This is a genomic window from Lysinibacillus sp. HST-98 (genome assembly GCF_016757845.1).
GTDB classification, from domain to species: domain Bacteria; phylum Bacillota; class Bacilli; order Bacillales_A; family Planococcaceae; genus Lysinibacillus; species Lysinibacillus capsici.
In genome coordinates, this window is sequence record NZ_JAENHX010000004.1 from 158687 (window position 1) to 182000 (window position 23314).

General features: G+C 38.5%; 27 protein-coding genes. 5 read left to right on the forward strand and 22 right to left on the reverse strand.

Annotated elements, in window-relative coordinates:
• The first annotated feature begins 200 nt into the window (after nt 1-200).
• Nucleotides 201-1775 carry a hypothetical protein gene (locus JIN86_RS11620; RefSeq protein WP_202342004.1) on the forward strand — a complete coding sequence of 525 codons (1575 nt, stop codon included), beginning with the start codon at nt 201-203 and terminating at the stop codon, nt 1773-1775.
• Nucleotides 1772-4537: a DEAD/DEAH box helicase gene (locus JIN86_RS11625; protein ID WP_202342005.1), complete on the forward strand. Its 2766-nt coding sequence runs from the start codon at nt 1772-1774 to the stop codon at nt 4535-4537. Before JIN86_RS11620 ends, JIN86_RS11625 begins: the two co-directional genes overlap by 4 nt.
• Nucleotides 4538-4781: 244 nt before the next feature.
• Here the strand turns inward: JIN86_RS11625 and JIN86_RS11630 are convergent, their stop codons facing one another.
• The gene (locus tag JIN86_RS11630; RefSeq protein WP_004269495.1) at nt 4782-5180 is read right to left on the reverse strand and encodes a single-stranded DNA-binding protein; all 399 of its coding nucleotides are present in this window, start codon (nt 5178-5180) and stop codon (nt 4782-4784) included.
• A 297-nt stretch (nt 5181-5477) separates the two neighbouring features.
• Between JIN86_RS11630 and JIN86_RS11635 the strand changes: the two genes are divergently transcribed.
• The 3 genes from JIN86_RS11635 to JIN86_RS23565 all read left to right on the forward strand — a co-directional run bounded on the left by JIN86_RS11635 (nt 5478) and on the right by JIN86_RS23565 (nt 6953).
• A complete protein-coding gene (locus JIN86_RS11635) occupies nt 5478-5903 on the forward strand; it encodes a YwpF family protein (protein WP_202342006.1) in 426 nt (141 codons plus the stop codon).
• 82 nt (nt 5904-5985) lie between these two features.
• A complete protein-coding gene (locus JIN86_RS23560) occupies nt 5986-6264 on the forward strand; it encodes a hypothetical protein (RefSeq protein ID WP_237497246.1) in 279 nt (92 codons plus the stop codon).
• Nucleotides 6252-6953, forward strand: a complete 702-nt coding sequence (locus JIN86_RS23565) for a nuclease-related domain-containing protein (protein WP_237497247.1) — start codon at nt 6252-6254, stop codon at nt 6951-6953. The genes JIN86_RS23560 and JIN86_RS23565 overlap by 13 nt, the downstream gene beginning before the upstream one ends.
• 195 nt (nt 6954-7148) lie before the next feature.
• Here JIN86_RS23565 and JIN86_RS11645 read toward each other — a convergent pair whose 3' ends face one another.
• From JIN86_RS11645 to JIN86_RS11745, 21 genes are all read right to left on the reverse strand, one after another.
• On the reverse strand, nt 7149-7574 hold the full coding sequence (locus tag JIN86_RS11645; RefSeq protein ID WP_202342007.1) for a hypothetical protein: 426 nt from the start codon (nt 7572-7574) through the stop codon (nt 7149-7151).
• Between the two features lie 109 nt (nt 7575-7683).
• Complete coding sequence (locus JIN86_RS11650) at nt 7684-8067, reverse strand: hypothetical protein (RefSeq protein ID WP_048395640.1); 384 nt, start codon at nt 8065-8067, stop codon at nt 7684-7686.
• Nucleotides 8068-8214: 147 nt separating this feature from the next.
• Nucleotides 8215-8658 (reverse strand): 3-hydroxyacyl-ACP dehydratase FabZ, encoded by a 444-nt coding sequence (gene fabZ, locus JIN86_RS11655; protein ID WP_009371926.1) that lies wholly within the window; start codon nt 8656-8658, stop codon nt 8215-8217.
• Between the two features lie 56 nt (nt 8659-8714).
• Nucleotides 8715-9005, reverse strand: a complete 291-nt coding sequence (locus JIN86_RS11660) for a DNA-directed RNA polymerase subunit beta (RefSeq protein WP_004269489.1) — start codon at nt 9003-9005, stop codon at nt 8715-8717.
• A 47-nt stretch (nt 9006-9052) separates the two neighbouring features.
• Nucleotides 9053-9892, reverse strand: coding sequence for a flagellar hook-basal body protein (locus JIN86_RS11665; protein WP_202342008.1), 840 nt, complete (start codon nt 9890-9892; stop codon nt 9053-9055).
• 24 nt (nt 9893-9916) lie between these two features.
• Complete coding sequence (locus JIN86_RS11670; RefSeq protein ID WP_202342009.1) at nt 9917-10750, reverse strand: flagellar hook-basal body protein; 834 nt, start codon at nt 10748-10750, stop codon at nt 9917-9919.
• 21 nt (nt 10751-10771) lie between these two features.
• Complete coding sequence (gene mreB, locus JIN86_RS11675) at nt 10772-11767, reverse strand: rod shape-determining protein (protein WP_004269486.1); 996 nt, start codon at nt 11765-11767, stop codon at nt 10772-10774.
• Nucleotides 11768-11977: 210 nt separating this feature from the next.
• On the reverse strand, nt 11978-12238 hold the full coding sequence (locus JIN86_RS11680) for a sporulation transcriptional regulator SpoIIID (protein ID WP_004269485.1): 261 nt from the start codon (nt 12236-12238) through the stop codon (nt 11978-11980).
• A 156-nt stretch (nt 12239-12394) separates the two neighbouring features.
• A complete protein-coding gene (locus JIN86_RS11685; RefSeq protein WP_202342010.1) occupies nt 12395-13072 on the reverse strand; it encodes a M23 family metallopeptidase in 678 nt (225 codons plus the stop codon).
• A 37-nt stretch (nt 13073-13109) separates the two neighbouring features.
• Nucleotides 13110-14048: a stage II sporulation protein D gene (gene spoIID, locus JIN86_RS11690; RefSeq protein ID WP_202342011.1), complete on the reverse strand. Its 939-nt coding sequence runs from the start codon at nt 14046-14048 to the stop codon at nt 13110-13112.
• Nucleotides 14049-14129: 81 nt separating this feature from the next.
• Complete coding sequence (gene murA, locus JIN86_RS11695) at nt 14130-15440, reverse strand: UDP-N-acetylglucosamine 1-carboxyvinyltransferase (RefSeq protein WP_004269482.1); 1311 nt, start codon at nt 15438-15440, stop codon at nt 14130-14132.
• Nucleotides 15441-15900: 460 nt separating this feature from the next.
• Nucleotides 15901-16140, reverse strand: a complete 240-nt coding sequence (locus tag JIN86_RS11700) for a DUF1146 family protein (protein WP_004269481.1) — start codon at nt 16138-16140, stop codon at nt 15901-15903.
• A gap of 81 nt (nt 16141-16221) precedes the next feature.
• Nucleotides 16222-16629, reverse strand: coding sequence for a F0F1 ATP synthase subunit epsilon (locus JIN86_RS11705; protein ID WP_004269480.1), 408 nt, complete (start codon nt 16627-16629; stop codon nt 16222-16224).
• A 24-nt stretch (nt 16630-16653) separates the two neighbouring features.
• The gene (gene atpD, locus JIN86_RS11710; RefSeq protein ID WP_004269479.1) at nt 16654-18069 is read right to left on the reverse strand and encodes a F0F1 ATP synthase subunit beta; all 1416 of its coding nucleotides are present in this window, start codon (nt 18067-18069) and stop codon (nt 16654-16656) included.
• 51 nt (nt 18070-18120) lie between these two features.
• Complete coding sequence (gene atpG, locus JIN86_RS11715; RefSeq protein ID WP_004269478.1) at nt 18121-18978, reverse strand: ATP synthase F1 subunit gamma; 858 nt, start codon at nt 18976-18978, stop codon at nt 18121-18123.
• A gap of 47 nt (nt 18979-19025) precedes the next feature.
• A complete protein-coding gene (gene atpA, locus JIN86_RS11720; RefSeq protein ID WP_004269477.1) occupies nt 19026-20534 on the reverse strand; it encodes a F0F1 ATP synthase subunit alpha in 1509 nt (502 codons plus the stop codon).
• A 28-nt stretch (nt 20535-20562) separates the two neighbouring features.
• Entirely contained in the window at nt 20563-21099 is a 537-nt protein-coding gene (locus JIN86_RS11725; protein WP_202342012.1) for a F0F1 ATP synthase subunit delta, read from the reverse strand.
• Entirely contained in the window at nt 21096-21614 is a 519-nt protein-coding gene (gene atpF / locus JIN86_RS11730) for a F0F1 ATP synthase subunit B (RefSeq protein ID WP_004269475.1), read from the reverse strand. Before atpF ends, JIN86_RS11725 begins: the two co-directional genes overlap by 4 nt.
• Before the next feature lie 173 nt (nt 21615-21787).
• Nucleotides 21788-22012, reverse strand: a complete 225-nt coding sequence (atpE, locus tag JIN86_RS11735) for a F0F1 ATP synthase subunit C (protein ID WP_004269474.1) — start codon at nt 22010-22012, stop codon at nt 21788-21790.
• A gap of 63 nt (nt 22013-22075) precedes the next feature.
• Nucleotides 22076-22786 carry a F0F1 ATP synthase subunit A gene (gene atpB / locus JIN86_RS11740; RefSeq protein WP_009371931.1) on the reverse strand — a complete coding sequence of 237 codons (711 nt, stop codon included), beginning with the start codon at nt 22784-22786 and terminating at the stop codon, nt 22076-22078.
• A 37-nt stretch (nt 22787-22823) separates the two neighbouring features.
• Nucleotides 22824-23195, reverse strand: a complete 372-nt coding sequence (locus JIN86_RS11745; RefSeq protein WP_009371933.1) for an ATP synthase subunit I — start codon at nt 23193-23195, stop codon at nt 22824-22826.
• Nucleotides 23196-23314 lie beyond the last annotated feature (119 nt).

A 23314-nucleotide genomic window follows, 5' to 3' on the forward strand; every position in this document is an offset into this window, starting at 1 on the left:
CATCCCTCCCTAGTTATCTGATTATTCAGATTTTAACACAAATCAAAAGCCTTGTTAACTATCTTTAACTCATTTTTTTCTTTCTGATCATTCAGCTTATCATTACTGCATTTTAATCGTATAATGGAAGGACAGTCTTTTTTTCCTTTTTACAATTAACAATGTTAACTATAGCCATACAAGATGAAAGGAGTGAGGTTATGGCATTGTCTATATCGCAATTAGCTAAGGAACATCAAGCATTTGTGCTGACTAAATTAAAAGAAGCTGAACAAGGGTTACATCCATCCTCTACCGAAGATGAGGAACTAGTGCGCCGTGCTGTCTTTTCAGTAAGGAATAAATCCATTGTTTTTGAACGATTTAATGGAGCAAGTTCTATATTATATGCAAGTGTTCAAGATGTCAGACCCGCTTCTGTTGAAATTGATTTTTCAAAGGAAGAGCTACATTGTAGCTGTCCTCAAGCAAAATGGTGTCGACATCAAGTAGGTGCTTTACTCGCTCTCTACCAATATTTTGATTCGGTTCAAAATTGGTCGAGTGCTTGGCGTGCACAAAAATCAGTTCAATTAAAAACTTTAGCAGATGAACGCAGCCCGCAAAGCTGGTCGATGATGGTGGATGAGGTGATGAAACGATTATTACCACCTGGCCGCATACTAGAAGGCTATGGGCTTTCCGCTGTAAGAACCGATGCTTTGGAGCGACTTCGTCGACATATGCCCTTTGAGCGTGAATGGCAACCTCTTTATAAGCTCTATATGGAACTAGCCATTTTTAATTCAATATGGCGGCATTTAAATGAAACAACTGGACATTCGTTAGATTCACCTTATATGAAATATTTTATCGAGCAAAGCACGCAATCTTTTGAGAGCATTCTTACAGAGCTTTCTAATCGATCACGACTATTTGCGACAGATCCATTTTATGATGCCATCCAAGAGCTAGTAAGAGAATTTTTATTAGAAAGACAAGGGCTTTTCGCCAATCGCCTTCGTCTATACATGCTACTATGGGCAGTGCTTTTTTATGAGAAGCCTCGTCGTGAACATGAATTGGCATTTATAGATAATCTTGATAAACCTTCAACAGAAATTTCTCTACAATCGTTAAAATTATTATTTTATGTGCTATTACAGAAAGAGGATTTATTGCTTGAAAATTTGGCACAGATTGATTTACCACAAATGCAGGATTTGTTTGAACTAGCTACTTTTGCTCAACGTGCTGGAGAGTCCTATTCATTAGCAATCATTTTACGAGCAATTTTACCTTTGACAGAAGTATTTCTACAGGAGGTCGTTCCAGTCGTTCAGCGTGCCCAATACGTAAGGCAATTTCAACTTTTATTTGACGAGATTCAGCTTACGGAGGAAGAGGAAGCAATGCTTTACAGTGCCTTTGGTGTGTATGGACTACAGCCCTTCTCAAGTTTTTTAATTAAAAAAGGTCACTATCGGGAATGGGCCGCTCTACATCAACTAAACCCATCATCCCTCTCCTACTTAGAAATGTGTGGATTAAAGGATGTATTACAGGTTGAACCTGCAACTGTTTTACCTTTATATCATGTCTACGCAATGGCTGAAATTGCACAAAAATCACGCTTAAATTATAAACAGGCTGTGCGTATTTGGAAAAGTATGCGTAGCGCTGCAAAGCGAGCTGGCAAAGCAGCTTATTTTGAAACATATATGCAAACCATTCGTGCAGAATATAAACGACTACGTGCGTTACAAGAAGAAATTGAGAAAGGAAACTTAGTATGATGACAATAAATGCTCCTTCCCCTTTTTCCAAAACACAACAGCTCCGTATCGAAGTAGCTCGGGAAGGATATTTTACGTTGCAGGGTTTTACTGCAAATGGTACAGCAATCGATGTTGATACATTAATTTCTTCGCTATTCTTTACTTATGAGGCAAATGTTTATGGATTATTAACAAATCGGGCTGATTTTACGATTGAAGTTTCTACGGCTGAGTTACTAGATATTTTTTCAACAAGCTTCCAGCACCCCTTCATTAATTGGATTGGTGCAAATGAAGAAAGTATAAAATGGTTAAATAAAGTTTATGCATTACAAGCATACTGGCAAGAGCCATCACTTTGGTCACATGCTGTGATTGCAGATGATTTTTCATCATTAACTTTCCCTATTGATCATATCGATTCAGCATTATTGGAAACGGCTGTACAGCAGAAGCTTTCACAGGTTGGGCTAATACTAGCTGATTTACCAAAGTTACTACCCTTTTTCCTACGTGGCGGCTGGCCTTTGGATCAAGCTCGTCAAGCTGGAGCTGTTTCCGTCTCTTTACGATTAAGTGAGCCAGAAGAAGATGCCGATGTATGGTTATTAGAAACGGTCCTAAGCACTGCTACAACCAAAAACTACTGGACACCTGCTATACGTAAACAATCCTTACCTATTGAAGAAGCACTACCTACAAAGTGGCGAATGTTCGCGACTGAAATTACGCAGCAACAACAGCAAATTGTAGAACTTCTATCCATCGATACAATCAATAGTGATATCTTTATTCGTGTGACACTGGAAGATTTAGAAGTTCGCTCTTTTTTACGTGAGGATCTTGCTAGATTGCAGGCACTTGGTTTTGATGTTGTATTGCCAGCATGGCTAAAGGATTTAAAACAATCCAAAATTCGAGTACGCGTGACAACCAGTAATGTTTCCACAAGGAAGGTAGCAGGTTTAGATGATATTTTAACGTTTAAATGGCAGTTTTCTATGAACGGACAAACGATTTCAGCTGAGCAATTTAAAAAACTTGTGGATGAGAAACGTGAATTTATTCGTATTGGTACTGAATGGTTCCGAGTAGATGCCAATTGGATGCAAGAAATGCGTGAATTGATGCAACAAGCAGAAGAAGAAAGTTGGACTGTTCGAGAATTATTATTTAGAGAGTTACCAGAAGACTTGTCTGCCCCTCTTGAGGAAGAAGATGCAGATGATGCACTGAGAGATGATCCAATCTTTGCATTGGAAATACAACAATCATTAAAAGCATACATGGAGCAACTTTTGGAGAAGAAAGGCTTGCCTGCCGTCTCGATTCCATTGTCTCTACAAACCGAATTACGCCCTTATCAATTAGAGGGCTTTGAATGGTTAGTCTTTATGCGCCAACAAGGTTTCGGTGCATGTCTAGCTGATGATATGGGCCTTGGAAAAACGGTTCAATTGATTACCTATTTGCTTCATATTTATGAGTCATCAACTGATTACACAAAACCATCTATCATTATTTGTCCCACTTCAGTGCTTGGGAACTGGCAAAAAGAACTTGCTCGATTTGCTCCTTCCCTGATTGTGCATACGCATTATCAAGCAAATCGAGCAAAGGATGAAGAGTTTAAACAGCTAGTGACAGCAGAAAGACCACATGTCATTTTATCAACCTATGGTACTGTGTCACAGGATACTGAATTTTTACAGAATATCGATTGGGCAACGGTGGTACTCGATGAAGCCCAAAATATAAAAAATATGCAAACATTACAATCAAAAGCCATTCGTAAATTGCTAGGTGACCATCACATTGCTCTCACTGGGACACCTGTAGAAAATCGTTTATCTGAGTTATGGGCTATTTTTGATTTCATTCATAAGGGCTATCTAGGTAGCTTCGGTCGCTTCAATGAAGAATTTATTTTGCCTATTGAACGGGACGAATCAGAGTCGCATAAGCAGAAGCTTCGAGCTAAAATTCAGCCATTTTTATTGCGTCGTACAAAGCGAGATCCACATTTACAGCTTAACTTACCAGATAAGCTAGAATCGAATGAATATTGTCCATTAACAACAGAGCAAGCTTCACTCTATGAGGGCTATATTTTAGAGACGCTTGATCAGCTGGAGCAGTTAACAGGCTTTCAAAAAAAGGGTCGCGTCTTAAAGATGCTCAGTAAATTAAAGCAACTATGTAATCATCCTGCCTTATATTTAAAGGAACCTTTCGAGGATGCCGAAACAATGCTTGCACGTTCGACTAAGCTAGAACGCATTGTACAAATGGCAGCTGAGATTGTGGACAATGGCGAGCAATGTCTCATCTTTACACAATACATTGGAATGGGACAATTGCTACAACATTGCTTTAGTGAAATATATAATGTAGATGCACCATTTTTAACTGGTGCCATGCCTAAGCAGCAGCGAGACCGCTTAGTAGAGGCTTTCCAGGCAGGAGATTTCCCTATATTTATCCTTTCTTTGAAAGCTGGTGGAACAGGACTTAATTTAACAGCAGCTAATCATGTTTTACATGCAGATCGCTGGTGGAATCCTGCTGTTGAAAACCAAGCGACCGATCGAGCATATCGAATCGGACAGACACAATTTGTGCAGGTCCATAAGTTTGTGACAATTGGCACGATCGAGGAAAAAATTGATAAGATGCTGGTGCAGAAATCTGCATTATCAGAAGAGCTTATTCAATCAAGCCAGTGGTTGACCGAGTTAGAAGATCAAGAACTCCGCGATTTAATAACATTAGATATATAATAATGAGATGCGCCAAGAGCAAATAGTTCTTGGCGCTTTTAGTGGAACTTGCTACTTCTTTTCCCTACTTACTTCATCATTTGTATTTAGTTGTGTTGAAAATTCCATTGCTGTGCGGTCTTCAGCAATGTTTTTTATTTGTGTTCCACATCATTCCTTTCTGTTTGTTACGGTGCAAGAAATATAAGGAGAATGGCGGATCAGACAATGAATGTTCTCTTGCCCCGTATGTAAGCTATACTTGCTAAGGTAAAACAAAATCCTTTAAGTGTTCCTGTTCATTCGGTGGCTGTGGCGGTATAGTAACTGCTTCGTCACTATCTCTTTGTTTAAGTTGATAAAATCTAACATCCTCAACCACTATCTCTGTCATAAAAATCTTAGTGCTTTCCTCATTTACAAATGACCTTGTTTGAATACGGCCAGTGGCACCGATTAATGAACCTTTACCGCAATATTTAACGATATTCTCTGCAAGCCTTCCCCAAGCTGTACAGAAAACAAAATCTGTATCTACTTCCCCTTGATTGTTTTTAAAATTACGATTAATGGCTAGTGAGAAATGAGTTTGCACACGATTTCCAGATAAGTAACGTAACACAGGGTCTTTTGTAAACCTTCCAACCAATCCGACTTGATTCATTCATTCACCTCCTTTGCTTTTGATTGCTCTCATCTTACAAAATGATTCCGGTATTCGCAAAAATCAATATTGTTAATTTCCTTCAGTTTTTGTGCATAAATTGGGTAAATCGGCATTTTTATTTTTCTATTTTTTATTAATTTTCTAGCTGAATGCTTTAGGCTGTAATGGCAAATGCTATTCCATGAAATCTGCAATTTCACAGTTTTTGAAAAACCGTCACAGGTGCGCATCACAAACAACAGCTGTCTCATGTGTTATACTAAAAGAATGACAGACTTAGGAGGAATATACATATTGAAAACCTTTAAAATGCTTTCCTTTGACCTTGTCACGAAAGATGGCGTGCAACCATTCCCTTTAATCGATGGCATCATTATTAATCAGGAAAATAGCCATCAATCTTGGGTACTTGAATTGTTTATGGAAAAACAATATCGCTCAACCTTTGATGAGCTCTTAGCGAATGCTACAGTCTTCAATGTACGTGCAGTTATTTCATTCCCAGATAATGAACCCGCTCCTTTTCAGGTGATCGTACATACTGTTGAAGATATCGGTGATCATGTTTCAGTACTATTAAAAGGTACGCTTAAAATTAAACGATCAAAATATGCAGAACAATTACTTTCCGAGCTACTTGCTGAGGGTGTTTCTTTAGAGGATTTACTGGATCGCTTTACACAAGATATGAAAAAGCGACCAAAATTAAAAAATGACTGACGATGCGAATTTTGCATCGTTTTTTTTATTGGACAAGCAGTAATTTTTTTGTACAATACAATTTAAAAAAGGAGGGTTACATTTGGTGGTTGCTATAAGGAAGAAGCCTTTAAAATTATTATGGCTTGAGGCTTTGATGAGGCGTCTTTTAAAGGATGATGTAGAATTTCATTATTATCAAGAGCAGTATCGTCGACTAGATGCAGGGTTTGCTGGCGAGCAAAAGGTTGATCGCGTATGGCATGAATTAATATATCCAAATACCTTTTTTGTTTTACATAATTTATGTCTTATGAACACGGCTCAACATCTGCATCAGATTGATAGCTTTTTATTTGTCCCCATTTTATGTTGGTTGTAGAAATCAAAAACATACATGGTCGTCTTGAATTTGATCAACACACACATCAATGCACACGCACAAGGGTTGATGGTACTGTTGAAGGATTTCCAAATGCTCTTACTCAAACTGAGCGTCATATGGGATTTCTTAAAAATCTGATTACAAGTTATTCCCTTCCTGTTGAAGGGGCTGTTGTTATAGCAAATCCTTCCACAATCATCGTCAATTCAACTAGTACTCTTCCCATTTTTCATGCATCCGGACTTCATAAGTATCTCCAGTCGCTTTTTAAAAAGCACCCTAAAAAATTAATGGATAATCAATTAACCCAATTAGTGCACCTACTACTTTCTAAACAAATTATTCCTCAGATTCATACATCAATTGCCCCATCACGATTTCGACACGGTGTTCTTTGTCCAAAATGTACCTATCAAAATAATATGTACTTCCATCGTGGCATTTGGAAATGTTCATTTTGTCATTATAGAAGTATAGAAATTTTCACAGAGGCTATGCTTGATTATCGGTTATTGATTAGTCATTCTATTACCAATAAACAGTTACGAGCGTTTTTTAGAATTAATTCTAACGATGCAGCTACTCGATTGCTACGGAAGTTTCAGTTTCCATATACCGGTACCTATAAGAATCGTGTTTACCATTTACCAGAAAATTTACTGGAGCATATGAAGAATTTTTTTTGATGGGGGTTTTGCTTAGCTTTTAGGTATTCACCCTGCTTTCGCGGGTATTCGCTTTGCTTCCGCTGGTATTCACTCTGTTTTCGCGGGTACTTACTCTGCTTCCGCTAGTATTAGGTCTGCTACCGCGGGTATTCACTTCGCTTTCCTCTAAATTGAAAAAAGAGTGTTTTCCGCAGAGGAAACACTCTTTTTATGTTATCGGTTGTTCATACCATCACGGTATTTTTCAGTGTTGTTTACTTTATCGTCGACAACATCATTTTTATTGTTACCGTTCATGTTGTCATTACGTTCAACACCATTTACACCGTTTGCATTTGGTGTGTTGTCATAGCCGTTTGTGCCGTTCATATCGGCATTTGAACCAGGTGTTGTTGCTTCAGGTAATGTTGTATTATCGTTAACAGTACCTCGATCTACACCATTCCCATTCACATTATTGCGATTGTATGCATCATCACGATTATTCGGATCTAATGCGTCTTCGACATCGTCGACTCCTCGACGTACGTCATTCTCGACTTCTCGAACAGGGTGATCTTCTACTGCATTATTTCCCCAGTTACAACCTCCAAGGAATGCAGTTGCAAGAATGATGGTTAAAAATGACATTTTCCACATAGTAAAAAACCTCCTTTCTTGGGTACTATGTCATCAAATACATCAACTGTATTTGTGATCCTACATAGATTGCCCGAGAAAGGAGGGAACTATCCGATTTTTGTACAAACTATTTTTGTTTTTCTTTTAATAACTGTTCAATATATGCTGCCTCTGCTTTACAGTCGTAGCTATAGTTTGTGCCTAGCTCTTTTTGCAATGCCTCGATTGTTTCGACTTGCTGTGCTGTTGGTTCTTCATTTAAAATTTTGGCAATAACCTCATCGATTTTTTGTGCCATTTCTTCATGAAACTGTGCGCTCATCAATGTATCAGCAGGGATTTTTTCGATCCACGCGGCATTCTCCTGAAAATAAGTCTGCCAGTTTGCAATGAAGTCTTCCATGGAAAAGCGCTCTTCATCCCAACCAATACTTGCTAAGTATGTTTCAAAAGATGTTGAAATCGAACGAGTAATGCTAATTTTAATACCTGAAGACAATTCCTTATACATCTTAATAATCCTCCTACGTTTGTAAAACCTAAAAATTACATCTATTTCAATTCACAATCGCTTATTTACCATCGCAATTTATGAACCTACTAATCAATTTTTGACTTGACTTTATCTATTTTATATCTTTTGGTCTACAAATGCAAATTAAGCTTGTTTAGGCTGTTCAGGCCCAATGGCAAATAGAATATCGGCTTCACATACAAGTTCTCCATCTACAGTTGCTACACCATGACCTTTACCCATTGCGCCACGAAGTTTTACAAATTCTACTTCCAATTTAAGTTGGTCGCCAGGTACGACTTGACGCTTGAAACGACAATTATCAACACCCGTTAAAAATGCTAAACGACCCTTAAATTCTTCAGCATTTAATAAAGCCACTCCACCTACTTGAGCTAAAGCTTCCACAATTAACACACCCGGCATAACTGGATAACCTGGGAAGTGCCCATTAAAAAAATCTTCGTTGATTGAAACGTTTTTTAATCCTACTGCACGCTTCCCTTCTTCTAATTCAATGATGCGATCTACGAATAAAAAAGGATAGCGGTGTGGTAAAATTGCTTGAATTTGTTCTGCAGATAACATGTCATTTCCCCCTCAAAAATTAAGTATGTATACACAAAGTAAGGTAAAGAATAATGTTATTCTTTACCATTCATAATATCAAATATATGCTGCCATGTTTCTCGTTTAAAAATATCCATAGCATTGCCTTCTCCAATAACGCTAAAGCCAAACATTGCGCCTAATGCTGCGGCAACAACGACTAAAATGAGAACAATTACAATGCGTAACCAAATCGGAATCAGTCGGATTTGCACCCATCGAACCTCGCGTTGCTCTCCAGTCGAGCGGCGTTCTTTCTTTTCTGGTTGCGGTTGCGTATCGGTTTCTTGTGTCGGCACAGAACGTCGACGTGAATCGTTTGTCATAGATTGTACTCCTCTTCATTCCTTACTATGCGTTTTTGGATAACTTGCTATCGAATGCCATTAATTAGTCCAAGCATTTGATCTGCTAATGTCACCGCTCTTGCGTTGAATTGATAAGAACGTTGTGTTTGAATGAGTTCTGTCATTTCTTTCGAGAGGTTAACATTGGACATTTCTAGTGTACCACTTTGCATGCCAATTTGCTGACGGTTGGCTCCCACAAGCTCTGTCAAAACTTCCGCCTGCGTATAGCCAAGTTCAGCTAAATTATTAGGTAATCCCATATAAGAACCGGCAACATGCTCCATTAATTGCGGCTTTTGGAATTCTGTTACAGCTAAATCCGTACGAATAATATCCCCATTTGGATAAGATGCTTCTAATACGCCACCATCTCGAACAGCAAACTTTTGAACTGTGTCGGGTAATGTAATAGCTTGTCCTGCAGCATTAGCTACTGGATAACCCTCTGCTGTTACAAGCATAACTGTTCCATTATTCAATGGAGATAAATAAAAGTCACCTTGTCGAGTATACACTGTTTCAGTTCCATTTTCACCATCTGGCATCAAAATATTGAAATATTGTTTCGCTTTTGTGAAAGCTAAGTCTAAATCACGATTAGTTGTTTGTAATGAACCTTGCTTTTCATTGGATTTAATTTGGCCAACCATTGCACCAGATCCATAGCGAATACCAACAGGTGTTTGTCGTTCTGCGCGATCCTGCTTATCATTATTAAATTGCTGATAAAGTAATTCATTAAAGGATGCTTCCTTTGTTTTATAGCCCGTTGTATTACTGTTAGCAATGTTATTACTAATTGTATCCAGTTTGTTTTGTAGTTGCCCCATTGTGTTTGTAGCTGTAATCATTGTACGTAGCATTGATAAAAGCCTCCTGTTCGCCCATTAAATTTTTCCGATTTCATTCACAGCCTTCTCTATGCTACGATCATAAGCTTGTAATACTTTTTGATTTGCTTCAAATGCACGGTAGGCAGTCATTAAATCTGTCATTGTGCGACCAGAATCTACGTTCGAACCTTCTAAAAAGTTTTGACGTAGTGTAAAGGAAACACCATTCGCTCCATAAGCTGTTGGCAAGTTCTCACCATTTTCTGTACGAATAAGGCCATTATCTTGTTTTTGTAGCATGTTCGGATTAGCAGCAAATGATACACCAACACGAGCCACTTGTTGATTATTTACAAAGATAGCGCCACTTTCATCTAATCGGAAATCATCATTTGGTAGCTGGATACGTTGCCCAGCATCATTTAGTACATATAATCCTTGACCATTAACTAAATAGCCTTGCCCATCTAATGTGAAATTACCATTACGTGTGTAAGCCTCACCACCAGCAGGATGTTCTAGTCGGAAGAAAATTGAACCCGTAACACCATCTTCATTTTGTGGTAAGTTTCCATTAATCAATGCCATATCTGTTGTAAAATCAGTGTTATAGATTTGGCCTTGTATGTAATTTGGCAATGTTTCTTGTAAATATGTCCCTGTATTTAAAGCTCCTACTTGACTCATATATTCAGCGCCGGCTTGTTGGTGAGCAGGAGCATTTGTTTTACCAATGCTAGACATTAGCATATCTGGGAATGAGCGAATCGTAGATTGATCTGCCTTAAATCCTGGTGTATTCGCATTTGATAAATTATTGGTAAGTAATTCTGTTCTTCTTTGTTGCGTGATCATACCTGTTGCAACTGTATAAAATCCTTTAAACAAAGAAATCACCTCATTTTAATTTTATAAGGATGCTGGCACACGATCAATATTTTCAAGCATGATACCTGTACCAATGGCTACACAATCCATAGGTCTCTCTGCAATGAAAACAGGTACCTTTAGCTCTTCTATTAATAGCTGGTCCATTCCATGTAATAATGCACCACCACCAGTTATAATCACTCCACGATCAATGATATCGGCTGATAGTTCAGGTGGTGTTTTTTCTAAGACATTTTTAGCTGACTGGACAATCATGGCTACTGATTCATGTAGTGCACGTTCAATTTCTTCAGACTCAATTGTAATTGTACGTGGTAAACCCGTTACCATATCACGGCCACGAATATCCATCGTATCATTGCGACTACCTTTGAAAACTGTACCAATTGTCATTTTGATTGCCTCTGCAGTACGTTCACCAATTAGCAATTTATATTCTTTTTTAATATATTGCAAAATATCGTTATCAAACACATCGCCTGCTACTTTAATGGATTCACTTGTTACGATATCACCCATTGATAGAACTGCGATATCTGTTGTTCCGCCCCCGATATCGACTACCATATTTCCACTTGGTTGGAAAATATCCATTCCAGCACCTATTGCTGCTACTTTTGGCTCTTCCTCTAAATATACTTTTTTACCACCAGATTTTTCAGCAGCTTCACGAATTGCCTTTTGTTCAACACTTGTAATATTCGTTGGACAGCAAATTAATATGCGTGGTTTCGCCAAAAATCCTTTTACGTTTAATTTATTGATGAAATGTCTTAACATCGCCTCTGTCACATCAAAATCAGCAATGACTCCGTCTCTTAGTGGACGAATAGCTGTGATATTGCCTGGCGTTCTCCCTACCATTTGGCGGGCTTCTTCCCCTACCGCTAATACTTTATTTGTCTTTTTATCGATCGCCACAACAGATGGTTCATTGAGGACAATCCCTTTCCCTTTAACGTGGATTAATACGTTCGCAGTCCCTAAGTCAATGCCAATATCTTTCGAAAACATTTTATAATTTCTCCTTCCCGCCAGTTCCAACTACATAACGTTCATTTTATCTCTTTATCTAGAATATTTTATCATATTCTATTGGTAATTTCACCTAAATTTAGTGAATAAGACTGTTTTCTTTTTACGCAGTGAACGGCTATAATATAGAATTACTATTCCTTAGAAAATCATCACTTATGTTTGTCCAACACAACAAAAAAGAACGAATCATTCTTGACTCGCTCTTTCTTTCCACTTGTTTTTCGTTGCTTCTCCTCCGCGAATATGACGTACGGCCTTATGGTAGGCGAGTATTTCTTTCACTTGGTCAGCTAATCCTTCATGAATTGTTGGTAATCGCTCTGTTAAATCCTTGTGCACCGTACTTTTTGAATAACCAGTCATTTTCGCGAGGACACGCACAGTCTCACGCGTCTCAATCAGTAATTCACCGAGGCGTATGCAGCGCTTCCGAATGTGCTCATGCACGTTCTTCGTCCTTTCCACACAATTTCACAAAATGCTTTGGCAATCAGATGCACATTTGCGCATTTCTTCACCTTATGTGAGGACAAAGCTATTCAGAACACGTTTTGCATTTTCTTGATAAAATGCTGACTTTTTATGCGTTACTAGCTTTTCTCATTAAAAAGCTAGTAATTTTTTCGGATTGATATATTTTCCGTTTTCAAGAATTTCGAAATGCATATGGACGCCAGCAGCTTGATTCCACTCGTTGTCCGTCGCTTTTCCTAATGCTTGACCTTGTGTAACCTCTTCGCCTTCTTTAACAGCGATATCCTTCACAGAGCTATAATGTGTCTGCATACCATTTGGATGTTCGATCACGATCTTATTGCCTGTAAATGCGTCTAGTTTTACCTCTAGTACTTTACCACTCATTGCAGCTAGTACTTCAAATTCTTCACCATTCATAGCAATAGAGATTCCAGAAGATGTAGTAAATGTTTGATTAAATACCATTAGTGCATTTTCACGAGACTCTTCATTTGCCTCTAACTCGTAAAATTCTTGTAAGACTTGTACTTTACTAAAATTCTCTTCTTTGAATGGATACATCATGTTTTCTGTTCGTGCATTCGTTTCCACTACAGGACCTGGATCTACTTCAGCTAAGTCTGGTAAAGGAGCCTCTTCTACTTTTGATACGAGACTATTGTAACCAAATAATAATCCTGCTAGAACAAGTGCACCACCTGTGTAAACTACTGGCCAAAACCACGGTTTCTTTTGTAATTGGCCATTTTCCTTTTGATTTGGATCTTGGTTTTGAGAAGCTTTGTTATTTTTATCCTCTCTCATTTTCATCACCTCTAGTTGCAGTGTGAACAACTAGAAGTTATTTTAAACATGCATCTATTTTTTTTATTTCAATATCTTGATAATAATAGTGTAAAATTTCGGCAGCTGTTTTCCCTTCATTTGCCATTGCCTCAGCTCCATATTGACTCATGCCCACTCCATGCCCATAACCTTGAGTTTTCACTTGAACCTTTCTTTTATTAGCATTAAAGATGATTGTGAAATCAGTTGATGGAATACCAAGGAGCGTTCTTACCTCTCTCCCTGTCCAGACATTATTCCCTAGCTGTAAACGTTCTACTCGCCCAGAATCATTATAAAATAACTGCATACGATTAAAATCACTAGGTTGCCATTGTATAGGCCAGAGCTTATTCCATTGAGCTAAAGTCCATTCTTGCTCAGCCTCAAACTTAGGAGATGATTGATCAGATATACTTGCAACACTTTGCAAATATGGTATATCATTTCCACCATATCCATAAGCACTTTCTGTTTTTCCATTGCTTGTTGAATGAAACATAGCTGTAATCAATTCATTATTATAAAGAATAACTTGTCCTTGTGTTTCATTAATAGCTTCGACAATTTTCTTTTCATTTCCCAGGAAATTGCTAGCCCAATTCGCCTTTCTCTGTTCTTCATCATAGAAGACTTGCTTTGCCACGGTTGGGGCGATCGCAATTTTACCGTAATTTGTCGTTTTCAACGCATATGTGCGTGCTGCAATAGCTTGTGCCTTCAGTGCCTCTTTTTTAAAAGAAACGGGCATTTCTGCAGCAACTACCCCTGTAATATACGTTTCCAAAGGGATTTTTTCTTCTTGCCCCTCCACTTCTATAAATATTTCACAAGCATTCTTATCACTAGCTTGAGGTATGATAGCCTCTTGTCTTTCACTAAACCCTACTAAAGGAAGCATATATAATGCCCCAATCAAGCAAATGACACCTATACTAATCATCCATTTTTTCATAAGGAATAATATGCTAGATTTCTTGTAGTTATGAGAAAACAAAAACCCTCTGCATAAAAAGCAAAGGGTTTTAAAATCTATTTAGTTTGTAGGCAATTCAACTGTTACATCTTCAATTGTCACTACTTCTTCTGTAATACGTTCAATATTAGCACCAAGAGATGCTAACTTTCCATGGAAATCAACATAACCACGATCTAAATGATGAAGTTTTGTGACACGTGTCATTCCTTCAGATACAAGACCCGCTAAAATTAATGCAGCCGCAGCTCGTAAATCCGTTGCCATTACCTCAGCTCCCTGAAGATTCACAGGCCCCTCGATAAACACAGAACGTCCCTCTATTTTAGCACCAGCATTCATGCGACGGAACTCCTCAACATGCATAAAACGGTTTTCGAATACCGTTTCTGTAATAATACTCGTACCTTCAGCAGTAAGCATTAATGCCATCATTTGTGATTGCATATCTGTTGGGAAACCAGGATGTGGCATTGTTTTGATATCAACTGCTTTTAGTGTTTGAGGAACTCGTACACGGATTCCTTCATCCAACTCAGTAATTTCTACGCCCATCTCACGCATTTTAGCTATTAAAGCAGTCATATGCTCAGGGACTGCGTTTTCAATCACCACATCTCCTCTAGTAATAGCTGCTGCCACCATAAATGTACCAGCTTCAATACGGTCAGGAATAATATGATGCTCTACTCCATATAATGTATCGACTCCTTCAATACGAATCGTATTTGTCCCCGCACCGATTACACGGCCACCCATACTATTAATAAAGTTTGCAAGATCCACGATTTCAGGCTCTTTCGCTGCATTTTCAATTACAGTTGTCCCTTCAGCTAAAGATGCAGCTGTCATAATATTTTCAGTCGCCCCAACACTTGGGAAATCCAAATACACATTAGCCCCTTTTAAGCGACCCTCTGTCTTCGCCTCAACATAGCCATGGCCAAATGAAATTTTTGCACCCATTGCTTCAAAGCCTTTTAAGTGTAATTCAATCGGACGTGATCCAATTGCACAGCCTCCAGGAAGTGCTACACGCGCATAGCCATTACGAGCAAGTAGAGATCCCATTACTAAAATAGATGCACGCATTTTACTAACAAATTCAAATTGTGCTTCACTTGAAAGTTCTTTTGTTGCATCTATATATACGGCATTATCTTCAGGTATATATGTAACTGCTGCGTTTAAACTTTTAAGTACTTCATTTATTGTAAAGACGTCTGCTAAATTAGGGACTTCTTTAATTACATTTTCTCCTTTTGAAGCAAGTAAAGCTGCTGCAAGGATTGGTAACACTGCATTTTTTGCGCCCTCTACACGTACTTTTCCCTGTAGTTTTTGGCCGCCAGTCACTATTATTTTATCCACCCTATGTCCCTCCGAATTCAATCTATTAACCTACCAAATTTTTATTTTAATGAAGAAGTATAATGTCATAATCAGTAAACAAACAACTCTATAGTACAACTTTTCTAACGCTCGTTCAAGCGTCCAAATCACTATTTTAAGCTATTATTAGATTTTTTGCTATTTATTTATTGTACGCTGCTAAATTTTTTTTGTGAATGACCAATAACCCGTTCGCTTCTAATACATACCCAAAGATATATGAATAAAAAACAACTTTTCACTTTTTTCTATAAAAAATGAAGTGGCGGGCACCTATTATCGTACATTTATCAATGGCTATCTTGGTAGCTAATAGCGTGAAATTCATAAGAATTTAATGTATTAGCGTCTTTTTACATAGTTCAAAGGGCCACACAAATGGTATTATAAAGTCCTTTGAAGCATGTAGACCTATAAATTTATGAAAGAAACAAATTCTTTAAAATAAATAAGGGAGTTTGCCTGACCAGCTAGATATTTGAAGAAAGAAATTTGATACTGCTGAGCCAATCGCAATACTAAGTAAAATATAAATGAGCTGAATTTGAAAAACTCGATTTTTTTTAAATAGTTTTTCAATCATAAAAGCTTGTAAGGCGTAAAAAGTAATAGCAATAAAAAATAGGTGAGATAAAATACCCAATAAAGCTTCTTGTCCAATCGCTTCATATATTTCCATGTAGCATCCTCCATTTCTCCCTCAATATATTTATTCACCTTAAAAAACGGGCAGATGCGACATCTGCCCGTTAAAAATGAATTAGATATTACCCTCATGAACGTTGATACGATTCAACGCACGTTTTAATGCTAGGTCAGCACGTTTGAAATCAATGTTGTCTTGTTTACTTTGAAGACGTCCTTCAGCACGTTTAACGGCTTCTTTAGCACGTTGAACATCGATGCTTTCAGCAATTTCAGCAGACGGCGCTAAAATTGAGATTTTTTCTGGACGAACTTCAATGAAACCACCGCTTACAGCAACAATATCAGTCGAACCGTTTTCTTTTTTAAGCTTCACTGCACCAATTGCAAGTGGAGCAACCATTGGAATATGGCCTGCAAGAACACCGATTTCTCCTGAAGTTGTTTTAGCGATTACCATTGATACTTCAGAATCGTATACTGGGCCGTCGGGAGTGACAATATTGACTAGAACTGTCTTCATATTTTTTCCTCCTCGTCCCTAGTATTAAACCTCTACGCCCATGCTTTTCGCTTTTTCAACTACTTCATCAATTGAACCAACTAGACGGAAAGCATCTTCTGGTAGGTGATCCCATTTGCCATCAAGGATTTCCTTGAATGAACGAACAGTTTCTTTTACAGGTACATAAGAACCTTTTTGACCAGTGAATTGTTCCGCTACGTGGAAGTTTTGTGATAAGAAGAATTGAATACGACGAGCACGTTCTACTGTTTGTTTATCTTCATCAGATAACTCATCCATACCTAAGATTGCAATGATATCTTGTAATTCACGGTAACGTTGGATTGTACGTTGTACACCAGTAGCAATTGCGTAGTGCTCAGCGCCTACGATTTCAGGTGATAATGCACGAGAAGTCGAAGCTAATGGGTCAACCGCAGGGTAGATACCCATCTCAGATAATTTACGCTCAAGGTTAGTTGTTGCATCTAAGTGGGCAAAAGTTGTAGCCGGAGCCGGGTCAGTATAGTCATCGGCTGGTACATAAATCGCTTGAATAGAAGTTACAGATCCTTTGTTCGTAGATGTGATACGCTCTTGTAGTTTACCCATTTCAGTTGCAAGTGTTGGTTGGTAACCTACCGCAGAAGGCATACGACCTAATAGGGCAGAAACCTCAGAACCTGCTTGTGTGAAACGGAAGATATTGTCGATGAATAAAAGTACGTCTTGACCTTGCTCATCACGGAAGTATTCCGCCATTGTAAGACCAGTTAAAGCAACACGCATACGTGCACCAGGTGGCTCGTTCATTTGACCGAATACCATTGCTGTTTGCTTGATAACGCCTGAATCGCTCATTTCGAAGAATAAGTCGTTCCCTTCACGAGTACGCTCACCTACACCAGCGAATACAGAGATACCAGAGTGCTCTTGTGCGATATTGTTGATTAATTCTTGGATTAATACAGTTTTACCTACACCGGCACCACCGAATAGACCGATTTTACCACCTTTGATATATGGTGCAAGTAAGTCTACTACTTTGATACCTGTTTCAAGAATTTCAACTGTAGTTGAAAGATTCTCGAAAGTTGGTGCTTCACGGTGAATTGAATCACGACGTGCGTCTGCAGGAATCTCTTCACCTAAGTCAATTACTTCTCCAAGTACGTTGAATACACGACCTAGTGTAACTTCACCAACTGGTACTGAGATAGCTTTTCCTAAGTCTGTTACTTCTGCTCCACGTTGTAAGCCATCAGTAGATGACATCGCAATTGTACGAACAGAATCATCACCTAAATGAAGCGCAACTTCTAATGCAAGAATTGTTGGTTCTTCATTAGGACGTTCAATCTTAACTGTTAAAGCGTTATAGATTGCTGGTAATTGGCCATTGTCGAATTTAACGTCAACAACTGGACCCATTACTTGAATAACATGTCCTTTATTCATTACTGTGTACCCTCCTATCGTATTCTTATACGACATTGGGAAGCTGCTTGCCTATTCTAAAGCTGCAGCTCCACCAACGATTTCTGTAATTTCTTGTGTAATCGCCGCTTGACGTGCACGGTTATATTGCAAAGAAAGGTCTGAAATAAGATCAGTTGCGTTATCTGTTGCATTTTTCATAGCCGTCATACGAGAAGCATGTTCACTTGCTTTTCCATCTAATAATGCGCCATAAACTAAGCTTTCCGCATATTGTGGAAGTAACACTTCTAGAATTGCTTCGCCAGATGGCTCGAATTCATAAGAAGCAGTACCGCTTGCAGGGGCAATATCTGTTAATGGAAGAAGTTTTTTCTCTGTCACTTCGCTAGCAATAGCGCTGACAAAGTGATTATAGTACATATAAAGTTCGTCATACGTACCATCAATGAACATACCAACAGCATTACGAGCGATTTCTTTAATATCAGCAAATGTTGGTTGGTCAGGTAGACCGACAACATTACTGATGACATTATGATCACGTTTCACAAAGTAGTCACGAACAACACGACCTACTGCTAAAATAACGTATTCGTCTTTTGATTTATGACGCTCGTTAATCGTACGTTGTACTTGACGTAGGATACTTGAATTGTAAGCACCTGCAAGACCACGGTCAGAACCAATGACTAAGTAAGCCGTTTTCTTAACAGGACGAGCAGTTAACATTGGATGTCCGCTGTCTTTTGTCCCTGAAGCGATCGCGCCTACTACGTCCTGAATTTTTTCCATGTAAGGAACGTAAGCTTTAGCATTTTGCTCTGCACGACGTAACTTAGAAGAAGAAACCATCTGCATTGCTTTTGTAATTTGCTTCGTACTCTTTGTTGAAGTAATACGACCTTTAATTTCGCGTAAGTTTACCACTGGTATTTCACCACCTTCTGTTTTTTAATCAAGTGACTAGCTAAGACTTATTCTGATTTAGCGAAAGTTTTTTTGAATGCATTGATTGCTGCTTCATAATCCGCATCAGGAGCAAGCTCTTTAGTAGTACGAACATGATCTAAAACGTTTGTGTGGTTTGAATCTAACCAGCTTAAGAATTCTGATTCGAAGCGAACGATATCTTGTACTGGAATATCATCTAAATGACCTTTAGTTAATGCGTAAAGGATTGCAACTTGTTTTTCAACTTTTAGTGGTTTGTTAAGGTCTTGTTTAAGAACTTCAACCGTACGTTTACCACGCTCAAGTTTAGCAAGTGTTACTTTATCTAAATCTGAACCAAATTGAGCAAATGATTCAAGCTCACGGAATGCAGCTAAGTCAAGACGTAGTGTACCCGCAACTTTTTTCATCGCTTTAATTTGAGCAGATCCACCTACACGTGATACAGAAAGACCGGCGTTAATCGCTGGACGTACACCTGAGTTGAATAAGTCAGATTGTAAGAAGATTTGTCCATCAGTGATTGAGATTACGTTAGTTGGGATGTATGCAGAGATATCCCCAGCTTGTGTCTCAACGAATGGAAGAGCTGTAATTGAACCATTTTGATATGTTTCATTTAACTTCGCAGCACGTTCAAGTAAGCGGCTGTGTAAGTAGAAAACGTCACCAGGATATGCTTCACGACCTGGAGGACGGCGAAGAAGAAGTGAAAGTTCACGGTAAGCTGATGCTTGTTTAGAAAGATCATCATACACGATTAATACGTGTTTACCTTGTAACATGAATTCTTCAGCCATAGATACACCAGCAAATGGTGCTAAGAATAATAATGGAGCTGGTTGAGAAGCAGAAGCTGTCACAACGATTGTGTAATCTAAAGCGCCATGTTTACGAAGAGTTTCTACAACACCACGTACAGTAGATTCTTTTTGACCGATTGCTACATAGATACAAATCATGTTTTGGTCATTTTGGTTAAGAATTGTATCGATAGCTACAGATGTTTTACCAGTTTGACGGTCACCGATGATTAACTCACGTTGACCACGACCGATTGGTACTAATGCGTCAATCGCTTTAATACCAGTTTGTAGTGGTTCGTGTACTGATTTACGAGCCATTACACCGAAAGCTGGACTTTCGATTGGACGAGATTTTGTAGTGTTGATAGGACCTTGTCCATCCACTGGTTGTCCAAGTGGGTTTACAACACGACCAATTAGTTCTTCACCAACTGGTACTTCCATGATACGACCTGTACGACGAACTTCATCGCCTTCTTTGATGTCAGTGTATGGACCTAAGATTACGATACCAACGTTACCTTCTTCTAGGTTTTGAGCCATACCCATAACACCATTAGAGAACTCTAGTAGTTCTCCAGCCATGGCGTTGTCGAGGCCATGAGCAAGAGCAATACCGTCACCAATACGGATAACTGTACCAACTTCGCTTACTTTAAGTTCAGATTCATAATTCTCAATCTGTTGTTTAATCAGACTGCTGATTTCTTCAGCCTTGATGCCCATGTATGTCACCTCTCACATTTCTAAATTATTAACCGATTAATTCACGTTTTAGACGCTCTAGTTTGTTTGCTACTGAGCTATCATAAATATGGTTACCGATTTGAACACGAATACCACCAAGTAAAGATGGATCAACTTCGTTTGTAATATTTAAAGATTGTTTTCCAACAAGTTTCGCGAACGCTGCTGAAATATTAGCGCTTTCTTCTGCAGAAAGTACACGTGTTGAAAATACTGTTGCATCTGCAGTGCCTTGTGCTTGCGCAGCAAGTTCAGCATATGCCTTAGCAATTTGTGTCATCTCGTTTACACGTTTTTTCTCAACTAGAAGTTGAACAGTGTGTAAAACTTCTGGTGTTGCACCATTAAAGATATCAGCTACCATTTGTTTTTTTCGTTCGACGGAGAACTTAGGTGCATTTAAAAGCGTTAAAAAATCAGGAGATTCTTTTACTACTTTTGTTAGTTCACTTAAGTCTGCTCCAACTTCAGTAAGAATATTTTTTTGTTGCGCCAATTCAAAAAGCGCTTGAGCGTAACGTTTTGCTACAGTTGAATTACTCATCGAGCTTCCCCTGCCTTCGCAATCGTCTCTTCAATTAGAGCACGGTTGTCTGCCTCAGAAATCTCTTTGCTAAGGACTTTAGATGCTGCAAGTACAGATAATGAAACGACTTCATCACGTACAGCTGCAATAGCTTTTTCTTTTTCAGACTCAATTTCACGTAAAGCCGATTCTTTTAAGCGGTTTGCTTCATTACGAGCTACAGTAAGAATTTCTTCTTTTTGTAATTCGCCTTGCTTTTTAGCGCCCTCAACAATCGATTGTGCTTCTGTACGAGCTTCCTTAAGAAGGCTCTTTTGTTCTTCTAAAAATTGGTGCGATTCTTTGCGCGCTTTTTCAGCTGCTTCGATTTCACTCGCTACTAATTCTTCACGTTGTTGCATGATGCCCATAAGTGGACCCCAAGCGAATTTCCTAAGTAGTAACATTAATCCGATGAAAATAACTAATGTTGCGATGATATCTCCACTATTAAATCCAGCGCCTGCACCTAGTACAAGATTATCTAAAAACACGATTGTTTCACTCCCTTCAAGAGCTTTAACTTCAACATAATTTAGTTACTTAAAAAACTACCTATTTTAAAAAGCTATATTTGCACATAGCTTTTATCTGTTCCAAAATGAAGGGCGAAGTTTCATCTGGAGAATCCTGCTTCGCCACTAGTAAAATTCAGTGTTCAACTGAATTATTTGTTCATAACGATGAATGCTACTACTACTGCGATGATCGGTAGGGCCTCAACTAATGCAACCCCGATGAACATTGTAGTTTGAAGAACGCCACGAGCTTCTGGTTGACGAGCGATACCTTCTACTGTTTTTGATACGATAAGACCGTTACCAATACCTGCACCAAGTGCACCTAAACCGATTGCGATTGCTGCTGCTAATAAACCTAATGAACCTGTCATTTGAAAATTTCCTCCTTGGAATTGTTTGTTTTTGTAGTTCAAGCATAGTATATATGCTTTATATTAATGGTCATCGCTCACTTTATGAGCCATGTAAACCATTGTTAACATTGTGAAGATAAAGGCTTGGATAAAGCCGATGAAAATTGAGAAACCTTGCCATGCCATCATAGGAACGATTGCTCCGATGAATCCCACGGCACCTGATGATGCTAAACCTGCAAGTAAGGCTAGTAAAATCTCACCTGCGTAAATGTTACCGTAAAGACGTAGACCTAATGTTAATGTGTTTGCAAATTCTTCTACTATTTTAAGTGGGAACATGAATGACATTGGTTTAAAGAATGTACCAACATAATGACCTGAACCCTTCATTTTTACACCATAGAAGTGCGTTAAGACTAATATCATTGCTGCTAACGTCATTGTTACTGTAGGGTCAGCTGTTGGTGATTTCCACCATAGCGTGTGGTCATAGATGATAGAAAAAGGAAGACCCAATAAGTTAGATACTGCGATAAACATAATTAACGTAATACCTAAAACATGGAATCGTCCACCAGTTTTCCAATCCATGTTGCTTTTGATGATATTCTTTACGAAATCCATAATCCATTCCATAAAGTTTTGCATGCCAGTTGGTTTTAGTTTTAGACTTCTAGTTGAAATAAAGGCAATTAAAAATACGATAATTGCTGCAACTAGTAACATCATAACTGTTGATAAGTTAAATGTTAAAAACCCGACTTCTAGTAACGGAGCTTTGTGATCCATTGTTATTTTTTCACCTCTCTTTCTAATTTAAAGCACATCAGCGGTTCCTTACATGTGACACAATTCTCTCGACAAAGAGAAAAACGTACGGAATCATTAGCCCTATAACCGTGCTAATTAAGTGAAAATAGTTTGGCAACGTAATGGCTATTGCGACTGCCGCAACACCTGATCCAAAGCGAAGCGCTGTACCAAGTGAGCCTATTTTCTTCCCTTCACTAATGGATCTGTCAAACTTCTCCATTCGCCGAACTAAAATCCAAAAATTATACGTACCAAAGAATGCACCGACTGCGATGCCCGCAAAAACAGTTTGATAGGGGGTAAATCCCCAGCCTAATGCGCAGAGTGCAAGCAAAAAAAATAACGCCCTCTTCTGCACAGCAAAAATGTGATGCAAATCTAGCATTGGTTGTAATCTCCTGAATCATTTTTTCGAGTAATGAAAACGTTTGCTGACCACTATGTGAAATCAGAAAAGAGCAGTGAAAAGCACTACTCACAGCGGAATAGTAATGGGAGAGTCAT

Excerpts from the sequence above, each read along its gene's own strand:
- fabZ (WP_009371926.1), bottom strand. The coding sequence starts at position 8,658 with ATGTTATCTGCAGAACAAATTCAAGCAATTTTACCACACCGCTATCCT.
- JIN86_RS11705 (WP_004269480.1), bottom strand. The coding sequence starts at position 16,629 with ATGAAGACAGTTCTAGTCAATATTGTCACTCCCGACGGCCCAGTATAC.
- atpB (WP_009371931.1), bottom strand. The coding sequence starts at position 22,786 with ATGGATCACAAAGCTCCGTTACTAGAAGTCGGGTTTTTAACATTTAAC.
- JIN86_RS11725 (WP_202342012.1), bottom strand. The coding sequence starts at position 21,099 with ATGAGTAATTCAACTGTAGCAAAACGTTACGCTCAAGCGCTTTTTGAA.
- JIN86_RS11630 (WP_004269495.1), bottom strand. The coding sequence starts at position 5,180 with ATGAATCAAGTCGGATTGGTTGGAAGGTTTACAAAAGACCCTGTGTTA.
- mreB (WP_004269486.1), bottom strand. The coding sequence starts at position 11,767 with ATGTTTTCGAAAGATATTGGCATTGACTTAGGGACTGCGAACGTATTA.
- JIN86_RS11665 (WP_202342008.1), bottom strand. The coding sequence starts at position 9,892 with ATGCTACGTACAATGATTACAGCTACAAACACAATGGGGCAACTACAA.
- atpD (WP_004269479.1), bottom strand. The coding sequence starts at position 18,069 with ATGAATAAAGGACATGTTATTCAAGTAATGGGTCCAGTTGTTGACGTT.
- atpA (WP_004269477.1), bottom strand. The coding sequence starts at position 20,534 with ATGGGCATCAAGGCTGAAGAAATCAGCAGTCTGATTAAACAACAGATT.
- JIN86_RS11685 (WP_202342010.1), bottom strand. The coding sequence starts at position 13,072 with ATGAGAGAGGATAAAAATAACAAAGCTTCTCAAAACCAAGATCCAAAT.
- JIN86_RS23565 (WP_237497247.1), top strand. The coding sequence starts at position 6,252 with ATGTTGGTTGTAGAAATCAAAAACATACATGGTCGTCTTGAATTTGAT.
- atpE (WP_004269474.1), bottom strand. The coding sequence starts at position 22,012 with ATGACAGGTTCATTAGGTTTATTAGCAGCAGCAATCGCAATCGGTTTA.
- JIN86_RS11745 (WP_009371933.1), bottom strand. The coding sequence starts at position 23,195 with ATGCTAGATTTGCATCACATTTTTGCTGTGCAGAAGAGGGCGTTATTT.
- JIN86_RS11625 (WP_202342005.1), top strand. The coding sequence starts at position 1,772 with ATGATGACAATAAATGCTCCTTCCCCTTTTTCCAAAACACAACAGCTC.
- JIN86_RS11660 (WP_004269489.1), bottom strand. The coding sequence starts at position 9,005 with ATGACAAACGATTCACGTCGACGTTCTGTGCCGACACAAGAAACCGAT.
- JIN86_RS11650 (WP_048395640.1), bottom strand. The coding sequence starts at position 8,067 with ATGTATAAGGAATTGTCTTCAGGTATTAAAATTAGCATTACTCGTTCG.
- spoIID (WP_202342011.1), bottom strand. The coding sequence starts at position 14,048 with ATGAAAAAATGGATGATTAGTATAGGTGTCATTTGCTTGATTGGGGCA.
- JIN86_RS11700 (WP_004269481.1), bottom strand. The coding sequence starts at position 16,140 with ATGGAAATATATGAAGCGATTGGACAAGAAGCTTTATTGGGTATTTTA.
- JIN86_RS11620 (WP_202342004.1), top strand. The coding sequence starts at position 201 with ATGGCATTGTCTATATCGCAATTAGCTAAGGAACATCAAGCATTTGTG.
- JIN86_RS11645 (WP_202342007.1), bottom strand. The coding sequence starts at position 7,574 with ATGTGGAAAATGTCATTTTTAACCATCATTCTTGCAACTGCATTCCTT.